General features: G+C 61.8%; 18 protein-coding genes and 2 pseudogenes. 8 read left to right on the top strand and 12 right to left on the bottom strand.

Features of this window, described 5'->3' with window-relative positions; all coding sequences use genetic code 11:
* Nucleotides 1–53: 53 nt before the first annotated feature.
* From KGA89_RS16775 to KGA89_RS16740, 8 genes and pseudogenes are all read right to left on the bottom strand, one after another.
* Nucleotides 54–512, bottom strand: a complete 459-nt coding sequence (locus KGA89_RS16775; protein WP_003206770.1) for an Rsd/AlgQ family anti-sigma factor — start codon at nucleotides 510–512, stop codon at nucleotides 54–56.
* Between the two features lie 174 nt (nucleotides 513–686).
* Nucleotides 687–1229, bottom strand: coding sequence for a disulfide bond formation protein B (locus tag KGA89_RS16770; RefSeq protein ID WP_003206773.1), 543 nt, complete (start codon nucleotides 1227–1229; stop codon nucleotides 687–689).
* Nucleotides 1230–1533: 304 nt separating this feature from the next.
* Nucleotides 1534–2781 (bottom strand): heme biosynthesis protein HemY, encoded by a 1248-nt coding sequence (locus KGA89_RS16765; protein WP_003206775.1) that lies wholly within the window; start codon nucleotides 2779–2781, stop codon nucleotides 1534–1536.
* Entirely contained in the window at nucleotides 2778–3911 is a 1134-nt protein-coding gene (locus tag KGA89_RS16760) for a uroporphyrinogen-III C-methyltransferase (protein ID WP_027912775.1), read from the bottom strand. Before KGA89_RS16760 ends, KGA89_RS16765 begins: the two co-directional genes overlap by 4 nt.
* A gap of 36 nt (nucleotides 3912–3947) precedes the next feature.
* Nucleotides 3948–4694 (bottom strand): annotated as a pseudogene (locus KGA89_RS16755) (uroporphyrinogen-III synthase); the annotation flags it as partial.
* Nucleotides 4691–5632: a hydroxymethylbilane synthase gene (gene hemC / locus KGA89_RS16750; protein ID WP_003206778.1), complete on the bottom strand. Its 942-nt coding sequence runs from the start codon at nucleotides 5630–5632 to the stop codon at nucleotides 4691–4693. The pseudogene KGA89_RS16755 and the gene hemC, both read right to left, overlap by 4 nt.
* 137 nt (nucleotides 5633–5769) lie before the next feature.
* The gene (locus KGA89_RS16745; RefSeq protein WP_003206780.1) at nucleotides 5770–6516 is read right to left on the bottom strand and encodes a LytR/AlgR family response regulator transcription factor; all 747 of its coding nucleotides are present in this window, start codon (nucleotides 6514–6516) and stop codon (nucleotides 5770–5772) included.
* Nucleotides 6513–6662: pseudogene (locus KGA89_RS16740) on the bottom strand (sensor histidine kinase); the annotation flags it as partial. The pseudogene KGA89_RS16740 and the gene KGA89_RS16745, both read right to left, overlap by 4 nt.
* Nucleotides 6663–6978: 316 nt before the next feature.
* Between KGA89_RS16740 and argH the strand changes: the two are divergent.
* A complete protein-coding gene (argH, locus tag KGA89_RS16735; protein WP_223472073.1) occupies nucleotides 6979–8373 on the top strand; it encodes an argininosuccinate lyase in 1395 nt (464 codons plus the stop codon).
* A gap of 123 nt (nucleotides 8374–8496) precedes the next feature.
* Here argH and KGA89_RS16730 read toward each other — a convergent pair whose 3' ends face one another.
* The gene (locus tag KGA89_RS16730) at nucleotides 8497–9156 is read right to left on the bottom strand and encodes a glutathione S-transferase family protein (protein WP_223472072.1); all 660 of its coding nucleotides are present in this window, start codon (nucleotides 9154–9156) and stop codon (nucleotides 8497–8499) included.
* Between the two features lie 124 nt (nucleotides 9157–9280).
* On the opposite strand from KGA89_RS16730, the gene KGA89_RS16725 reads away from it, so the two are divergent.
* The 3 genes from KGA89_RS16725 to KGA89_RS16715 all read left to right on the top strand — a co-directional run bounded on the left by KGA89_RS16725 (nucleotide 9281) and on the right by KGA89_RS16715 (nucleotide 12973).
* Nucleotides 9281–9568 carry a hypothetical protein gene (locus KGA89_RS16725; protein WP_223472071.1) on the top strand — a complete coding sequence of 96 codons (288 nt, stop codon included), beginning with the start codon at nucleotides 9281–9283 and terminating at the stop codon, nucleotides 9566–9568.
* Between the two features lie 145 nt (nucleotides 9569–9713).
* Nucleotides 9714–9959: a TIGR02647 family protein gene (locus tag KGA89_RS16720; protein WP_003206789.1), complete on the top strand. Its 246-nt coding sequence runs from the start codon at nucleotides 9714–9716 to the stop codon at nucleotides 9957–9959.
* Between the two features lie 170 nt (nucleotides 9960–10129).
* A complete protein-coding gene (locus KGA89_RS16715; protein WP_223472070.1) occupies nucleotides 10130–12973 on the top strand; it encodes a class I adenylate cyclase in 2844 nt (947 codons plus the stop codon).
* 7 nt (nucleotides 12974–12980) lie between these two features.
* Here KGA89_RS16715 and rnk read toward each other — a convergent pair whose 3' ends face one another.
* From rnk to cyaY, 3 genes are all read right to left on the bottom strand, one after another.
* Nucleotides 12981–13391: a nucleoside diphosphate kinase regulator gene (rnk, locus tag KGA89_RS16710; RefSeq protein ID WP_003206792.1), complete on the bottom strand. Its 411-nt coding sequence runs from the start codon at nucleotides 13389–13391 to the stop codon at nucleotides 12981–12983.
* Nucleotides 13392–13696: 305 nt separating this feature from the next.
* A complete protein-coding gene (locus tag KGA89_RS16705) occupies nucleotides 13697–13915 on the bottom strand; it encodes a DUF1289 domain-containing protein (protein WP_013694541.1) in 219 nt (72 codons plus the stop codon).
* Between the two features lie 4 nt (nucleotides 13916–13919).
* Nucleotides 13920–14252 (bottom strand): iron donor protein CyaY, encoded by a 333-nt coding sequence (gene cyaY, locus KGA89_RS16700; RefSeq protein WP_003206795.1) that lies wholly within the window; start codon nucleotides 14250–14252, stop codon nucleotides 13920–13922.
* Between the two features lie 185 nt (nucleotides 14253–14437).
* Between cyaY and lptM the strand changes: the two genes are divergently transcribed.
* From lptM to KGA89_RS16680, 4 genes are read left to right on the top strand one after another with little or no spacing between them, the layout of a single operon-like run.
* Nucleotides 14438–14611, top strand: a complete 174-nt coding sequence (gene lptM / locus KGA89_RS16695; protein ID WP_013694543.1) for an LPS translocon maturation chaperone LptM — start codon at nucleotides 14438–14440, stop codon at nucleotides 14609–14611.
* A 9-nt stretch (nucleotides 14612–14620) separates the two neighbouring features.
* Nucleotides 14621–15868, top strand: a complete 1248-nt coding sequence (lysA, locus tag KGA89_RS16690) for a diaminopimelate decarboxylase (RefSeq protein WP_003206799.1) — start codon at nucleotides 14621–14623, stop codon at nucleotides 15866–15868.
* A gap of 4 nt (nucleotides 15869–15872) precedes the next feature.
* Nucleotides 15873–16703 (top strand): diaminopimelate epimerase, encoded by an 831-nt coding sequence (gene dapF / locus KGA89_RS16685; RefSeq protein ID WP_003206804.1) that lies wholly within the window; start codon nucleotides 15873–15875, stop codon nucleotides 16701–16703.
* Between the two features lie 13 nt (nucleotides 16704–16716).
* Nucleotides 16717–17439 carry a DUF484 family protein gene (locus KGA89_RS16680; protein ID WP_003206807.1) on the top strand — a complete coding sequence of 241 codons (723 nt, stop codon included), beginning with the start codon at nucleotides 16717–16719 and terminating at the stop codon, nucleotides 17437–17439.

Raw genomic sequence — 17439 nt, 5'->3', positions numbered from 1 at the left:
CCCAATAAAAAACGGTGCGCAATGCGCACCGTTTTTTCATGACCGCGAAACCCTCAGGCCTGGACCGCAGCTTCTTCCTTGTGAGCGTTGTGCAGCACTTCGATCAGGCAGTCTTCCAGTTCGAAACGTTCATGCAGCAAGCCGCCCAGCTCCTTGAATTTTTCCGCTACGCACTTGCCTTCATCGCAGAGGTCGTTGAACGCCAGCAGCTTTTCGGTGATGACATCGATGCGCGGGTAGATCTGCTCGGCCAGTTCCAGGCCGCGCTTGTCGTTGAAGGCCTTGGCCTCGCCCGTCAGTTGTTCGTAGATCTCGAAATGACCGGCAGACACATAGTCGACCAGCACACCGCAGAATTCCTGCAAGGGTTTGCGGCTTTCGCTCAGCGCTTCAGGCTTATCGCCGAGGGCATCGTAGGCCCGAACCAGTTCGTGACGCTCCTGCAACCAACGATCGATCAGCAGATGCACCCCACCCCAGCGTTCCTGAGCATTCTGACAACTTTCGAGCATGGTGATTTCTTCCCTTGTGAGTCATGCCACTCGCAGCCTGTGCACGCCTGATGATCAGGGACAAGCCAGACACAACATGATCGAGCGGCACAATTCCAATAACACGTGCGGGCCAGATTATGCCCGCACGACAATGGCTTCAAGGTACGCAGGAGATAAAGTTCATACAAGTGTTTAATCCACGGCCCTGAGCATCTGCGACGTATCGCCGCTGAGCGGTCGTACCAGAGCACTCCAGGCAAGGCGCAGCAGTAGATAGGCCATCGCGCTGGACACCGCGAGAAAAAACAACAGGCTCCATTCGGGGATACTCAGGTCGAACAGCGTCCAGGTGATGTTCGCGCAATCGACCGCGCCGTCGAGGACGCGATGCAACGCGCACCACCACGAATCCATCAGCTTGGGCTGGGCAATACAATCAGGAAACGGCTCGAACGAATGGCTTTGCATCAAGACCTGACGCCATGCCAGGGTCATTCCCCCCGTCGCAAAAACCAACCCTGCCGCGCCATAGAAGAGACTGCCTCTTTGGCCTGGACCGTGTACGCATGCCACAAGGCTGTTCACCAGGAGCAGCATCAGACACAACCGCTGCAAGACACACAGGCTGCAAGGCGTCAGGCCGACCGAATATTCCAGATAAGTGGCGATGCCCAAAGCCAGGGCTGCGGCGATGGAAGCCATGAAAAACAAGAAGCGTGAGCTGGCCAAAGACATGGCGGTTCCGTAACAGAAGAGACAAGCAGTTACGGTAGAGGAAAGCCCTCGGGCCTTTCAAGGCAGGCCCGCGCAGACACTTCACCAGGGATGTAGGGAATTCCCGACAGGCCAAAGAGGATTCAGCGCGATGGACTGTAGGACTTTACTGATGGCATGACCAAAGCCCCAAAAACAAACGGGTATCACCAGTGGGAGCAAGGCTTGCCCGCGATGAAGACGACGCGGTCCTTCAGAAACCGAGGCGCCTGTTTCGCGAGCAGGCTTTGCTCCCACCCGTACAGGCGCGCCACAATGACTCATCTCAAGTGGACAACACCTGGGCCGGAACCGGCAACGGCGCGGCCAGCAGGCGCTCGTCCAGCAGCCCCAACCCCTCCTGAAACAACTGGTTGCTGCGCTCGGCATCCCCCAGTTGCGCCAGCAATCGCGCCAGTTCAGCACAGGCTTCGGGATTGCGTTGGACGCGCAGGCTGCTTTCCAGATAGTCCCGCGCCTTGCCCCACAAACTGCTCTGCAGGCATAGGCGCCCCAAGGTCAGCAACAGGCTTGGATCGGCCGGATGATCCTTGAGCCAGCCTTCGGCCGTTTGCAACTGGCGGACCGGATCATTGCCCCGGACCAACCCATACAAGCGCGCCAGATGGCTGTCATAGTGACGCTTGAGCGCACTTCGCAGTACTTCTTCGGCCTCGACCTGGGCCCCCAACTGGCGCAACTGCTCGGCATAGGCCAGCACCAGCGCCGACTCCTGGCGCTGCGCGGAGGTCAGTTGTTGCCAGGCGCGATTGAGCGACTGCAAACCGACGCTGCCATCCTCCTCACGGTGGGCTGCCAGGGTGAGATTTTCGCCCCAGGCACGACGCTCCAGTTCCGCCAGTTCAGCCGGTGGCAGGACCTTGTCCTTGCGCAGCTCCGGCAACAGTCGGATCAATGCCGACCAGTCGCCGCGCTGCTGATGCAGTCGTTGCAGTTGGCGCAGGACCTGGACGTTATGGGGATGACGCTCATGCATGGCCTGCAGCGTGGTCAATGCGCCGTCCGTGTCGCCTCGGTCCGTCTGCAGTTGTGCGTGCGTCAGGGCAATGGCCAACTCCGCCTGGGGCTGACGCTCCAGGGCGCGTTCGAGCAAACTGTCGCTCTGTTCGTAGAGACCTTGTTCGTTGGCCGCACGGGCGGCACCGAGGTAATACAGCAGCGGCTGGCGCTCGGCTTCGGCGGCACGATGCAGGTGTCTTTGGGCACTGGCCCAGCGACCTTCGGCCAGGTCCAACTGGCCGTGCTCGATCGCCACTTGCACCCGCCGGCTGCGGTTGCGCCGCGACCACGGGTTGACCACACCACTCGACGTAGTCACCAGCCCAATCAGCGCCCTCAGACCTCGCCATAGCAGCCAGAGCACCGCCACCAGCGCCAGGGTGACCCACAGGCCGGCTTCATAACGGAAGTTCTTGTACGCCACCAGCACGTAACCCGAATGCTCGGCAATCGCCACGCCCAGCAAGGCAGCAGCAGCGATGACCACGAACAGAATCACGTAGAGACGCTTCATGGCGTGGCCTCCTGCGCGCCAGGCGCGGGCAGCGGCTTGACCGATTCCTGGGCATTGAGGTTGCGGCGCTCAAGGTAAGCCTGGACGCTGCTCAGCGTACCCGTCAGGTCCGGGGTGACCACCGTCACCGGCTGCTTGGACAGCTCGACCACGCGCTCGAGCATGATCTTGCTTTGCGGGTTGTCCTGGTTGAAGTTGTTCTTCAACACGTCCCGAGCCTCGGTCAGCGCCTGGGTGTAGACCGGCGCCTGACCATTGAGGGCGGCCCATTGCGCCTGTTCCAGCGCCAGGCTCAAGGCCAGGCGCACTTGCACCAGGCTTTGCCCGGCCAGCAGCGGACGGACATTCTCATCGGCGTTGAAGTCGATACGGATATAGCGCGAGATCTGGTCCCACCACTGCGCCCAACGACTTGCGCCATCGCCGTCGGCGGTCAGGCCCAGCAGGGATTCACCGCGGTCCTTGTACTCGGGCGCCAGCTCGGTCAGCTCCAGGACCTGATCACGCAAGGCGCCCAGTTGCAGGAACAGCCCGGTGCGATCCGGTTGCTCGGTGCTGCGCAACGCGGCGAGGGTCTTGGCCAGTTGCTCGCGGGCGGCGAACGAACCGGGGTCGTTCTGCTCGCGCAGGATTTCGTCAGCCCCCTGGACCAGCGCCTGGGCACTGTTGATGTCTTGCAGGGCGGAAAGACGCAGGCTAGCCAGGCGCAACAAGTGCTCGGCCTCCGCCAGACGCCAATCCTTGCGGCTGGCACCGAGCACGGTTTCCAGGCGCTGGTTCAGGTGCTGCTGATCACTTTGCAACTGAGCCACCAGGCGCCGCCGATCCTCCAGCTCTTCGGCCGGGGGCAATTGCGCCAGGCGTTCGCTCAGGCGTTGCTCGTTGAGCTTGAGGCTCTGGGCCTGGTCATTCAGTGCCTGGACCTGGGCGGACTGCTGCTGGTTATTGGTTTGCAGGTGACGCACCTGCCACACGCCCCAACCGCCCACGGCCACGCCGGCGGCGCCGAGCAGCAATGCAACAATGGCCAACCCGTTGCCGCGACGCGGCGCCATCGGGGGCGGAGTTTCAACCGGCGCATCGATCGCTGGCTGGTCTAGATCTTCTTTTGGCAAGGCTGTTTCGCTCACGTATCCATCCTTTGCATTAGAAAACGGCACGGAGTGTTCCCGTAACGCCGCCAGCAAAGCCGCGGCATTGGCGCCACGACAATCCACAACTGTTCGGGCCCCGGCGGCACGCGCCATCTCGGCAACCCTTGGGCTTGGAACAAACAACGGTAACCGCGCCAGGGCCGGCCACGCATCGCCGGCCAGCCGCTGCAGATGCTCGAAGCCCTGCCCACTGCTGACCACCAGTGCGTTCAAGCGTTCCGCTTCGACTTTCGCCGGCAACGCCCCTTCGCCGTAATCGGGCAAGTGGCGGCGGTACAATTCCAGATAATCGACACTAGCACCTTGCTCGCGCAAACGCTCTGCCAGCAAGCCACGCCCGCCCTCACCCCGCACGATCAACACCTTGGGGTCGGGCCGCGCAACAGCCTGGCGCAAGACCAAGTGTTCCAGCAAGGCTTCGCTGTCATCGCCGTTATCGGGATAAAACACCGTGAGGCCGGCATCGACGAGAATCTGTCCGGTGGCCGCACCCACGCTGAACCATGGTTGGTCTGGAGGTTGGGGCCAGTATTGGTGCAGCAGCTCGACGCACAGGCGTGCGGCCGGTTTGCTGACGACGATCACGGCAGAGTATTGGTCCAGCGCCTGGAATATCGCCCGCCCGGCATCGGACAGCGGGACCGGCTCGATATCCAGCAAGGGCAGGCTGCTGCTGTAGACCCCCGCTTCGGCCAGGACAGCCGCCAGCGCCGACGACTCGTCCGTCGGCCGGGTGAGCAGCAGCCGCCAACCCGTCACGTGTGGCCGGCCTCGCCGTAGACCGCCTTGAGAATGTCGGCGGCGCCCTGGCTCAGCAGGTCTTCGGCCACCCGCACGCCCAACGCCTCGGCATCGTGGCGCGGCGCCCGGGCTTCGGCGCTGAGCAGCCGGCCACCGTTGGGATCCCCCACCAGCCCGCGCAACCAGACCTGTTCGCCTTCCAGCACGGCGTAACAGGCGATCGGCACTTGGCAACCGCCATTGAGGTGTTTGTTGAGAGCGCGTTCGGCGAATACCCGCGTGGCGGTGTCTTCATGGTGCAGCGGCGCCAGCAAGGCGTGGATGTCGCTGTCGGCGCTGCGACACTCGATGCCCACCGCCCCTTGCCCACCGGCCGGCAGGCTGTCGTCGACGCTGATGGCCGAGGTGATGCGATCTTCAAAGCCCAGGCGGATCAGGCCGGCGGCGGCGAGGATGATCGCGTCGTACTCACCGGCATCGAGCTTGGCCAGGCGCGTATTGACGTTACCGCGCAGGAAACGGATTTGCAGGTCCGGACGGCGAGTCAGCAACTGTGCCTGGCGACGCAGGCTGGAAGTGCCGACCACGCTCCCGGCAGGCAGAGCTTCAAGACTGGAGAACGTGTTGGAGACGAACGCGTCGCGTGGGTCTTCCCGCTCGCAGATGCAAAACAGGCCCAGGCCTTCGGGAAAGTCCATGGGCACGTCTTTCATCGAATGCACGGCGATGTCGGCTTCGTTGTCCAGCAACGCGGTTTCCAGTTCCTTGACGAACAGGCCCTTGCCGCCGATCTTCGACAGCGGCGAATCCAGCAGCTTGTCACCGCGACTGACCATGGGCACCAGGGTCACGATCAGGCCGGGATGGGCCGCTTCCAGGCGGGCTTTGACGTATTCGGCCTGCCAGAGGGCCAAGGCACTTTTACGGGTGGCGATGCGGATCTCGCGAGGGGACATGGATCAATCCGTACTTAAAAGATACGGCAGATAATAACAGCTCAGCCAAAACCGCTTTGATTTGAATCACGACCCCAAGGCCTCCCTGGCCGCCAAATCCTCGAAATGAAACGCATGGAACGCCTTGGACCGCCGCATTAAAGCTGCTGCATCATTTTGCGCACGCCGGCCACGTGCCGTCGGCTGACAATCAGCGCATCGCCATTGAGGCCCTTGAGGAACAGTTGGAAATGCCCAAGGGGGGTGCGTTGCAAACGCTCGATCCGCTCGCGGGCCACGAGGGCGTTGCGGTGGATGCGTACGAAACGTTCGCCGAACTCGTCTTCGAGGGCCTTGAGTGGCTCATCCAACAACACCTCGCCACTCTCATGACGCAAGGTCACGTATTTGTGGTCGGCGATGAAATAGACCACCTGGTTCAATGGGATCAGCTCGATGCCTTTGCGGGTGCGCGCACTGATATGGCTGCGCGGGCCGCTACCGCTTTCGGCGGCCGGACGGGTCAGCGCCGCCAGTTGCACGCGGTTGGGTCGCTCGGCCTTGCGCAAGGCTTCAAGCAACGCCTCGGCCGCCACCGGCTTGACCAGGTAGCCCACGGCACCGGCCTGCAACACCTCGGGTGGGAAATCGTCCCGGGTGGTACAGAACACCACCGCAGGCGGCGACTCTCGTTCGCACAACTTCGCCGCAACCTGCAGACCGTCCAGGCCAGGCATGCGAATGTCGAGCAGCACGATATCCGGCTTGTGGCTGTCAATAAGGGCCAATGCCTCTTCGCCATTGGTGGCGCTCGGCTCCAGGACACTGTAACCCTCGAGCTCGCCAACCATTCGGCTCAGGCGCTCGCGGGCCAGTGGTTCGTCATCAACGATCAGGACATTCATATTGCGCTGGATTCCTGCGTGAGTCTCGCACAAGGATAGCGTAGACAGGGGAAGTGACATCCGTCACGGCGATCCACGCTAAGACTCGTTCGAGGGCCAAAAAGTGCCGCGCGGCGGTTGCCTATCTTTACCAGCGCTTGCCGACCGATGCCCGAGGCCCGTTGTCGCACGGCGTCGCCGTAGGGATTGTTAACTGTCGATCTGACCAATATGAGCACCCCCTTCTTATCTATATCCGCTGCGCCATGGGTAAAAAAAGCAAAAGTCCTACAGTCCACTGTAGACGGTTGCCACGACGATATTGCTCAATCGAAAAATATCGTTGCGGGAAAACCCGGTTGGATCCCAGGCTTGCATCGAAAAAACCTGCCGACCAGTGCCAGCGCCAGTCCCGGCAACCCTGCTATCATCCGCCGCAGCCTTTAACCGCTACTTTTTCCACAGCCGATCACGAGCGAATTCATGAGCACTGACAAGACCAATCAGTCCTGGGGCGGCCGCTTCAGTGAACCCGTCGACGCCTTCGTCGCCCGCTTCACCGCCTCCGTCAACTTTGACCAGCGCCTGTATCGCCACGACATCATGGGCTCGATCGCCCACGCCACCATGCTGGCCAAGGTCGGCGTGCTGACCGATGCCGAGCGCGACAGCATCATCGACGGCCTGAAGACCATCCAGGCTGAAATCGAAGCCAGCCAGTTCGACTGGCGCGTCGACCTTGAAGACGTGCACATGAACATCGAAGCGCGCCTGACCGACCGCATCGGCGTGACCGGCAAGAAACTGCATACCGGCCGCAGCCGCAACGACCAGGTCGCCACCGACATCCGCCTGTGGCTGCGCGATGAGATCGACCTGATCCTGGCCGAAATCACTCGCCTGCAAAAAGGCCTGCTGGAGCAAGCCGAGCGCGAAGCCGAGAGCATCATGCCGGGCTTCACGCACCTGCAAACCGCCCAACCTGTAACGTTTGGGCATCACATGCTGGCCTGGTTCGAAATGCTCAGCCGCGACTACGAGCGCCTGGTGGACTGCCGCAAGCGCACCAACCGCATGCCCCTGGGCAGCGCCGCGCTGGCCGGCACCACGTACCCGATCGACCGTGAATACACTGCGCAGTTGCTGGGCTTCGACGCCGTGGGCGGCAACTCGCTGGATAACGTCTCAGACCGCGATTTCGCCATCGAATTCTGCGCCGCCGCAAGCATCGCGATGATGCACCTGTCGCGCTTCTCCGAAGAGCTGGTGCTGTGGACCAGTGCGCAATTCCAGTTCATTGACCTGCCGGACCGCTTCTGCACCGGCAGCTCGATCATGCCGCAAAAGAAAAACCCAGACGTGCCGGAACTGGTGCGGGGCAAGAGTGGCCGGGTGTTCGGCGCATTGATGGGCCTGCTGACCCTGATGAAAGGCCAGCCGCTGGCCTACAACAAGGACAACCAGGAAGACAAGGAACCGCTGTTCGACGCCGCCGACACCTTGCGCGACTCGCTGCGGGCCTTCGCCGACATGATCCCGGCCATCAAGCCCAAGCATGCGGTGATGCGCGAAGCGGCCCTGCGCGGCTTTTCCACCGCCACGGACCTGGCCGATTATCTGGTGCGCCGTGGCCTACCGTTCCGCGACTGCCATGAGATCGTCGGCCATGCCGTGAAGTACGGCGTGGACAGTGGCAAGGATCTGGCGGAAATGAGCCTGGACGAACTGCGCCGGTTCAGCGACCAGATCGAACAGGACGTGTTTGCCGTGCTGACCCTCGAAGGCTCGGTCAATGCCCGCGACCACATCGGCGGCACCGCGCCGGCGCAGGTCAAGGCAGCCGTGGTGCGCGGCCAGGCGTTGCTCGCCAGCCGCTAAAAGCATCGCGAGCAAGCTCGCTCCCACAGTGGATCTTCAGTGCACACATATTTTGTGAACATGTAGAGACTCATTGTGGGAGCGAGCCTGCTCGCGATGACTCACTTCAAAACACCACGAAACTCACTTCTTGGCAGCGATCATCGCCAAAAACGCCGGCATCGCCGCCTCCCTATCCGCCGCAATCCGCTGCACATGCGGATTCTGCTCCAAGCGCTCCATCAGCGCCTTGGCCGCCGGCATGTCTGCCAGCAGGTCAATATCGAACAGTTTCCTGCCCACCTGGAGGGCCAGCGAAACGCTGTAGAAAAAATACAGGTCAGCAATACTCAGACTATCACCCGCCACATAGGGCGAGAATTTGCCGTGCCTGGCCAGTGACGCGAACCCCAGCAGCAATTCGGCCTTGGTCTTTTCCTTGATGGCCTCGGGCACCGACATGTCGAAAAAAGCCTCGGCAAAGCAAGCCCGCGCCGGCAGCTCGATGTACAACTCGATCTCCCTGCACAAGGCCAATACCTGGGCCCGCTCGAACGGGTCACTGGGCAGCAGGGCCTTGCCTGGTTGGGTTTGTTCGATGTACTCGAGGATCACGCTGGTTTCGTTGATAAACCCCTGCTCGGCTTTCAACACCGGCACCTTCCCGCGCGGGCTGATGGCCCACGCTTCGGGGGTCTGGTTGGGGTAGAACGGCACTTCTTCGAAGGGCAGGCCCTTCTCCAACAGCGCCAGTTTGACCATGTTGTAATAGTTACTGACAGAGAAACCATAAAGCTCGAGCATTACAAAGCCTCCAGGCCGTGCGGGGTTGGCAGCCTTGGGTTATAGACCGCCGGGGCATTTCTTGCCAGGCGCATCACGCCGCTGAATGCAGGTAAACTGGCGACCTTTCTCACAGGAGCCTGCCATGAGCGAGCCAACCGACATCGACAACGACGACGACGAAGAATTCGTCGAGAACACGCTGATCCAGGCCATCGAAAACCAGATCGAAAGTGACAATCCGCCTGCCGCCAAGGCCACTTTCAACAAGTTGACCCTGGTCGGTTATGATCGCGAAGAAATCCTCAACCTGATGGCCCATGTGCTGGCGGTGGAGATCGATGCGATCCTGGAAGAAGATCGCCCGTTCGATACCCAGTGGTACGAAGCCGCATTGCGCGCCTTGCCTGAGTTGCCGCCGGAAAAGAACTGAACGGCGCTTGTGGCGAGGGAGCAATCCCCTCGCCACAAAAAATGCTTTAAACAAAAAAAGCATGACACTGAGACTGGACAGCTCGGCCGAGTGCGCTCACCTTAGTGACGCTGTCGACCAAATTCCTAGAAAGTCTGGAGTCCTTATGTCGCTTACCCCTGAGCTGGTTGCCGAACTGGAAATCCTTGCACTCTTCAACCTGGACAGTTCCCAGGAAGGCCTGAAAATTCATCAGACCGCTGCCCCTAAAGCGATTGCCGCTGCCCAACGCCTGTTCGAAAAAGAACTGATCACCCAGCCCGACGGTGGTTACCTGACAAGCCTGGGCCGAGATGCCGCCCAAAACGTACAAACCGTCCTGACGATACTCAGCGTGCAAGAAGCCGCCTGATCCCCCCTGCCGCCCACGGAAATCTCCTTTACGGGATTTCCGCAGGCGCACGGGTGCCCTGCGAAAAAAACTGGCACCCGAATTCTGCTTTCAGCTTAAGAATTCCCAAGATCGGGCGCTAACCTGCCATCACCCCCCACGTTCGACGCCGCGAGCCGGTTTGAGCTGACATGACCCGCAATCACGAAATACGCCCCGATCTGGACGAGGGAATCGACCGCAAGGTCTTGAGCCAGTTGCGCGCACGTTTTCTCAAGCTCAACTCCGTGCGGATGGAACGCGCCCTCGAAGGCCTGTCGCCGCGCCAGCAAGGCGTGCTGACGTTGCTGCCGCTGTTCTTCCACGTCAACCATCCGCTGCTGCCCGGCTACGTTTCCGGCAGCACGCCTGCCGGGCTGTCGAACTACGAGCCTGACGCCAATATTCTTGCCGAAGCCCAGCGGCTGACCCGGTCGTTTTCCTACAAGCCCCGGCACGGCAGCAACCCTCCACGACCGATCCTTGGCCTGTTCCTGATGGGCAGCCTCGGCACCCTGGCCCAGGCCGACCAGAGCGACATGGACGTTTGGGTGTGCCACGGGCCGGACCTGAGCGACGACGAACTGGCCGAGCTGCGCAAGAAATGCCAGTTGCTGGAGATCTGGGCCGCGACCCAGGGCGCCGAAGCCCACTTTTTCCTGATCGACCCGGCGCGTTTCGTACGGGGTGACCGTGACAACCAGCTCAGCTCCGACGATTGCGGCACGACCCAGCATTACCTGCTGCTGGACGAGTTCTACCGCACCGCGATCTGGCTGGCCGGGCGCACGCCGATCTGGTGGCTGGTGCCGGTCTATGAAGAAGAGAACTATGAACAGTACACCCATACACTGATGACCAAGCGTTTCATCCGCGCCGACGAAACCCTGGACCTGGGGCACTTGGCCTACATTCCGCCGGGCGAATTCGTCGGGGCCGGGCTCTGGCAGTTGTTCAAAGGTATCGAGTCGCCCTACAAGTCCGTACTCAAGCTGCTGCTGACCGAGGTCTATGCCAGCGAACACCCGAATGTTCGCTGCCTGAGCCTGCGCTTCAAACAGGCCGTGTTTGCCAATCGCCTGGACCTCGAAGAGCTGGACCCGTACATGCTGGTCTACCGCCGTATCGAGGAATACCTCAATGCCCGCAGCGAATCCGAACGCCTGGAGTTGATCCGCCGCGCGCTGTACTTGAAGGTCAATCGCAAACTCACCGGCCAGGTACGCAGCAGCGGCTGGCAACGGGTACTGCTCGAACGACTGGCCCGGGAATGGGGCTGGGACCAGCGTCAACTGGCGCTGCTGGACAGCCGCAGCCAATGGAAAGTCCGCCAGGTCAGCCACGAGCGACGGGCCCTGGTCAACGAACTCACCCACAGCTACCGCTTCCTGACCCAGTTCGCCCGCACCGAGAAAACCGTCAGCCTGATCAACAAACGCGATCTCAACGTGCTTGGCCGGCGGCTGTACGCAGCCTTCGAACGCAAGGCCGACAAGGTCGAGTTCATCAACCCCGGCATTGCGCCGGACCTGGCCGAAGACACCCTGACACTGGTCCAGTCACCCAACAAGAAAGAACCGGGGCAGAACCAGTGGGCGCTTTACAACGGCAGCCTCAACGCCCTGGAGTGGGAGAACTTCGCGCCGATCAAGCGCTGCCGCGAGCTGCTGGAACTGCTGACCTGGTGCCATCGCAACGGCGTGATCGACAGCAGCACGCGCCTGGCGCTGCACCCAGGCGACAGCGACCTGAGCGAGTTCGAACTGTTCAACCTGCTGGGCAGCCTGCAACAGTCCATCGCCCTGCCCCTGACCACGGTGGATGAAGCACAGTTGCTGCGCGCCAGCGTGCCCAGCGAAGTGCTGATCCTGGTGAACGTCGGCGTCGACCCGCTCAAGCACCACCGCGACCTGAATATCCTGATGACCACCGAGCGCACCGACTCGCTGAGCTATGCCGGGGTCCGGGAAAACCTGGTGCTGACCCTCGACCAGGTCACGCTCAACAGTTGGAATGAGGTGCTGGTCAACCGTTTTGACGGCGAACACGCCCTGCTCGACTGCCTGCGCGATTACCTCAACGACCTGCCCGTCACCCAGCACCAGCCACGCTTGCAGGTGCGCTGTTTCTGCCACAACCGCGCCCAATTCATTGCGCGGCGCGTCGAAGAAGTCATCGACACGGCGCAGACCCTGCTGCTGAGCAGGCTCAATCACCGCTATCTGCTTCAGGTCCAGCAGCACTATCACGTACTGGAACTGGTGCCCGGCCAGGTCAACCACGTGGCGCTGGGCAGCCTATCGGCGCTGATGGATTACCTGGGCGAGGAACTGACGGCATACAGCCCCTTGCACCTGGACCCGATGGCCCTGGAGGACCACGACCTGGCGCTGATCCTGCCCATGGGCCAGCCCGAGTGCATCCAGGTGTTCTACCGCGTCGACGAAGACGAGGCCGATCTGTACGTGCTCGACGAGTTCAACGCACTGTGGCAACAACACGTGCCTTATCACGACGAACAAAGCCTGCTGGTGCCGCTGCAACGCTTTTTGCAATCGGTGCTGTACCGTCGCGACGCCCTGCTGCCGCTGGATGCCGCCCAGCCGCTGACCCTGGAAACCCTGTACTACCAGCTATTGCCCTCAGGCAGCGGCCGGGCGCGACGGATCGAAGCGCGGCAAGCCCCGCAGATGCTGGTCAACAAGCCGTTCTATGATGTGCAGGCGATCATCGGCAAAGCGGCGCACGGGCAGGTGCATGTCACCCTGTACTGCGATCAGCAGGAGTTTTCCGAACTGGAGCATGGCGACCAACTGTTCCGCGTGGTCGCCAGGGAGATCGTCGAACAGCGCCGCGAAGCCCAGCGCTATCGTTGCTACATCACCGACCTGGACCTCTCGGGCCTGGTGGGCGACGGCGCCTGTTCAAGCAATTTGTACCTGCGCTACAAGGCCGACCTGGAACGCGCCCTGAACGAGGCACTGAACCAGGTCTGAGACGGGTTCAGAACGCGCAGTCGCCGCCATTGACCGGCTGCGACTCGACCTCCAGCAACGTCAGCTTCAGCGTCTTGCCACCCGGGGCCGGCCAGTCGATGTGCTGGCCGACCTTCAGGCCCAGCAACGCACTGCCCACTGGCGCCAGGATCGAGATCCGGCCTTCGTCGGCATTTGCGTCCTGTGGATAAACCAGCGTCAGGTGATAGTCCTTGCCGCTGCTTTCTTCGCGACAGTGCACGCGCGAGTTCATGGTCACGACATCGGCGGGCACTTCTTCGTGGCCCACCACGTTCTCGGCGCGATCCAGTTCGGTTTGCAGCGCAATCACGCCCGGCAGCGTTTCATCAAGGCTGTCGATCAGGCGTTCCAGACGCTGTACGTCCAGACGGGTAAGGGTGATGGAAGGTGTGGTCATGATCCTGGCAGACTCCTTTCTTCTGCACAAAAAAAGCAAAACCCCGCCACAAAAAGGCGGGGTTTTCACGGACCTCGATGGATTGAGGCGTAACCGGACACTACCACAGCTCAATAAATAAACAACCCGGGCCAAATCTACCCACTGTCATGGGGAGCAGAATTACTGTGGCGGGGGGATTGTGGGAGCAAGGCTTGCCCGCGATGAATACAGCGAGGTCTCTCTGGAACCGAGGCGCTTGTATCGCGAGCAAGCTTTACTCCCACAGGGTTGCTAGGCAAGCCTTGCTCCCACGCAGCGGGCGATCACACCAGAGATTTGCGTTTAGCCGCCTCGGCACAGATGACCCGCCGGCGCTCGTCGTCGGCCGAGCGCCATTCGCGGATATCTTCCACGTGGCGCAAACATCCGAGGCAGACCTTCTGTTCATCCAGCTTGCACACGCCCGTACACGGCGACGGCACGGCCGGGCTGACGTTGCTGTAGAGCGGCTTGGATGGCCGTTGCGGGGCGGTCTGGCTCACGCCGTCACAGGCCTTCGAAATCGAGTTCCACGCCCGCCTGCTGCTTGACGATGCGCTCGAGCATTTCGCCCAGTTGCTCTTCGCTCTTGTCGCACATCCAGCGTTCGCTTTCTTCGTCGTAGTCGAAGTGAAAGCCACCGGAGACCGCCGCCAGCCACAATTGCCGCAACGGCTCCTGGCGACTGAAAATCAGCTGGCTGCCGTTCTCGAACTTGACGGTGAGCACACCGGCAGAGACTTCCAGGTCAATGTCCAGGCCACTGTCATCGAACACATCCTCCAGCGTTTGCTGGGTCGCATCGACCAGATCGTGGAAACGGGCTTCAGTCAAACTCATTGCGGCAACCTCGAAAATGTCTGCTCATGCTCAAGCGCCGCAAGATACGGACGCTTCCCGGCGATTGCAAAGGATATACCCACTGACGACCACCAGCGCCGCCGGACGGGCGCCCCGTTGCATAGGCAAGCTGACGGGTGGCCGGTATACTCCGGCGCAATTAAAGCATTTTCAAGGATTTCGCCATGAAGCGCCTGATCTCTTCCCTTGCTGCGCTCGTCGCGGTTGCCTGCCTCGTGACAGCCTGTGGTCAAAAAGGTCCGCTATACCTGCCTGATGACAGCAAGTCCCCTGAAGAACAGGCCAAGTCGTCGCAAGCCAAATCCCACTCGCACGACACCCACACCACCACTTACTAAGGGAACGCCATGGACGCTTTTAACTACCGTGGCGGGGAGCTGTTCGCGGAAGGGGTTGCCCTGTCCGCGATCGCCGAACGTTTCGGCACGCCGACCTATGTCTATTCCCGCGCCCACATCGAAGCCCAGTACCGGACGTTCGCCGATGCCCTCGAGGGCATGCCGCATCTGGTGTGTTTCGCTGTAAAAGCCAACTCCAACCTGGGTGTGCTCAATGTCCTGGCGCGTCTGGGCGCCGGTTTCGACATCGTCTCCGGTGGCGAGCTCGAACGTGTGCTGGCCGCTGGCGGCAGCGCCGACAAGATCGTGTTCTCCGGCGTCGGCAAGACCCGTGAAGACATGCGCCGTGCCCTGGAAGTTGGCGTGCACTGCTTCAACATCGAATCCACCGACGAGCTGGAGCGCCTGCAAATCGTCGCCGCCGAGCTGGGTGTCCGCGCGCCGATCTCCCTGCGCGTGAACCCGGATGTCGACGCTGGCACCCACCCGTACATTTCCACCGGTCTCAAGGAAAACAAGTTCGGCATCGCCATTGCCGACGCCGAAGACGTGTACGTGCGCGCCGCCCAGCTGCCGAACCTGGAAGTATTGGGTGTCGATTGCCACATCGGCTCGCAACTGACCACCCTGGAACCCTTCATCGATGCCCTCGACCGCCTGCTGGCGCTGGTCGATCGCCTCGGCGACTGTGGCATCTACCTGCGCCACATCGACCTCGGTGGCGGTGTCGGCGTGCGCTATCGCGATGAAGAGCCGCCACTGGTGGCCGACTACATCAAGGCCGTGCGTGAGCGCCTCGACGGGCGTGACCTGGCGCTGATGTTCGAACCGGGCCGCTACATCGTCGCCAACGCCGGCGTGCTGCTGACCCAGGTCGAGTACCTCAAGCACACCGAGCACAAGGATTTCGCCATCGTCGATGCGGCCATGAACGACCTGATCCGCCCGGCGCTGTACCAGGCCTGGATGGACGTCACCGCCGTGCGCCCTCGCGATACCGCTGCGCGCAGCTACGACATCGTCGGGCCGATCTGCGAAACCGGTGATTTCCTGGCCAAGGGTCGGGAGCTGGCGCTGGAAGAAGGTGATCTGCTGGCCGTGCATTCGGCCGGTGCCTACGGGTTTGTCATGAGTTCCAACTACAACACCCGCGGCCGCTGCGCCGAGGTGCTGGTGGACGGTGATCAGGCATTCGAAGTGCGTCGCCGCGAGACGGTAGCCGAGTTGTTTGCCGGCGAAAGCCTGCTGCCGGAGTAAGACCATGCTGCTGCGTTTTACCAAGATGCACGGCCTGGGCAATGACTTCATGGTCCTCGACCTGGTCAGCCAGCACGCGCACATCCTGCCCAAGCACGCCAAGCAATGGGGGGACCGGCACACCGGTATCGGTTTCGACCAGTTGCTGATCGTCGAGGCACCCAATAACCCGGACGTGGATTTCCGTTATCGGATCTTCAACGCCGACGGTTCGGAAGTGGAGCAATGCGGCAATGGCGCGCGCTGCTTCGCCCGCTTCGTGCTGGACAAGCGCCTGACCGCCAAGCGGCAGATCCGCGTCGAGACCAAGAGCGGCATCATCGAACTGGATGTGCGCAGCGACGGCCAGATCGGCGTCAACATGGGCGCTCCGCGCCTGGTACCGGCGGACATCCCCTTCCAGGCACCGGCCCAGGCCTTGAGCTATCAGGTGGACGTCGATGGCGCCACGGTGGAACTGGCAGCGGTTTCCATGGGCAACCCCCACGCCGTGCTGCGCGTGGCCGATATCAACAGTGCCCCGGTGCATGAGCTGGGGCCGAAAATCGAGCATCATCCGCGCTTCCCCGCGCGAGTGAACGTCGGTTTCCTGCAAGTCATCGACCGCCACCGCGCACAATTGCGCGTCTGGGAACGCGGTGCCGGGGAAACCCAGGCCTGCGGTACCGGCGCCTGTGCGGCCGCAGTCGCTGCGATCAGCCAGGGGTGGATGGATTCGCCGTTGTTGATCGACCTGCCCGGCGGGCGTCTGTCCATCGAATGGGCAGGCCCTGGCCAACCGGTGATGATGACCGGCCCGGCAGTGCGCGTATACGAAGGACAAGTTCGTCTTTGAGTGAGCCAAACCCATGACCGACCAGCCACAGGTTCCAGCCCCACAGCCCGACGAATCCCCCAGCCTGCCAGAAACCGCAGCCGTGGCGGCTTACCTGGAAGCTCATCCGGACTTCTTCGTCGAGCATGAAGAACTGCTTGCGACGATGCGCATCCCCCACCGGCGCGGCGATACCGTGTCGCTGGTGGAACACCAGATGAAAATCCTGCGCGAGCGCAACATCGAAATGCGCCATCGTCTTTCGCACCTGATGGACGTGGCCCGGGACAACGACCGACTGTTCGACAAGACCCGTCGGCTGATCCTGGCCCTGATGGACGCCAGCACCCTCGAAGACCTGGTCATGAGCGTCGAAGACAGCCTGCGCCAGGATTTCCAGGTGCCCTTTGTCAGCCTGATCCTGTTCGGCGACAACGCCATGCCGGTGGGCCGCTGGGTGACCCACGCCGAAGCGCAGACGGCCATCGGCGGCCTGCTCACGGAAGACAAAAGCGTCAGCGGCAGCCTGCGCGAGCATGAGCTGGACTTCCTGTTCGGCGAAGAACAGCGCAAGCAGATCGGCTCCACCGCCGTCGTTGCCATCGCCCATCAAGGCGTGCACGGTGTGCTGGCCATCGCCAGTCGCGATCCGCAGCACTACAAAAGCTCGGTGGGCACGCTGTTCTTGAGCTACATCGCCGAAGTCACCGGCCGGGTGCTGCCACGGGTTGCCGGTTCGCTGCGCTCGGTACGCTGA

It is taken from the genome of Pseudomonas sp. A-RE-22, assembly GCF_019956035.1.
Classification (GTDB): Bacteria; Pseudomonadota; Gammaproteobacteria; order Pseudomonadales; family Pseudomonadaceae; genus Aquipseudomonas; species Aquipseudomonas brassicacearum.
This window is presented reverse-complemented; position numbering and strand designations above follow the sequence as displayed.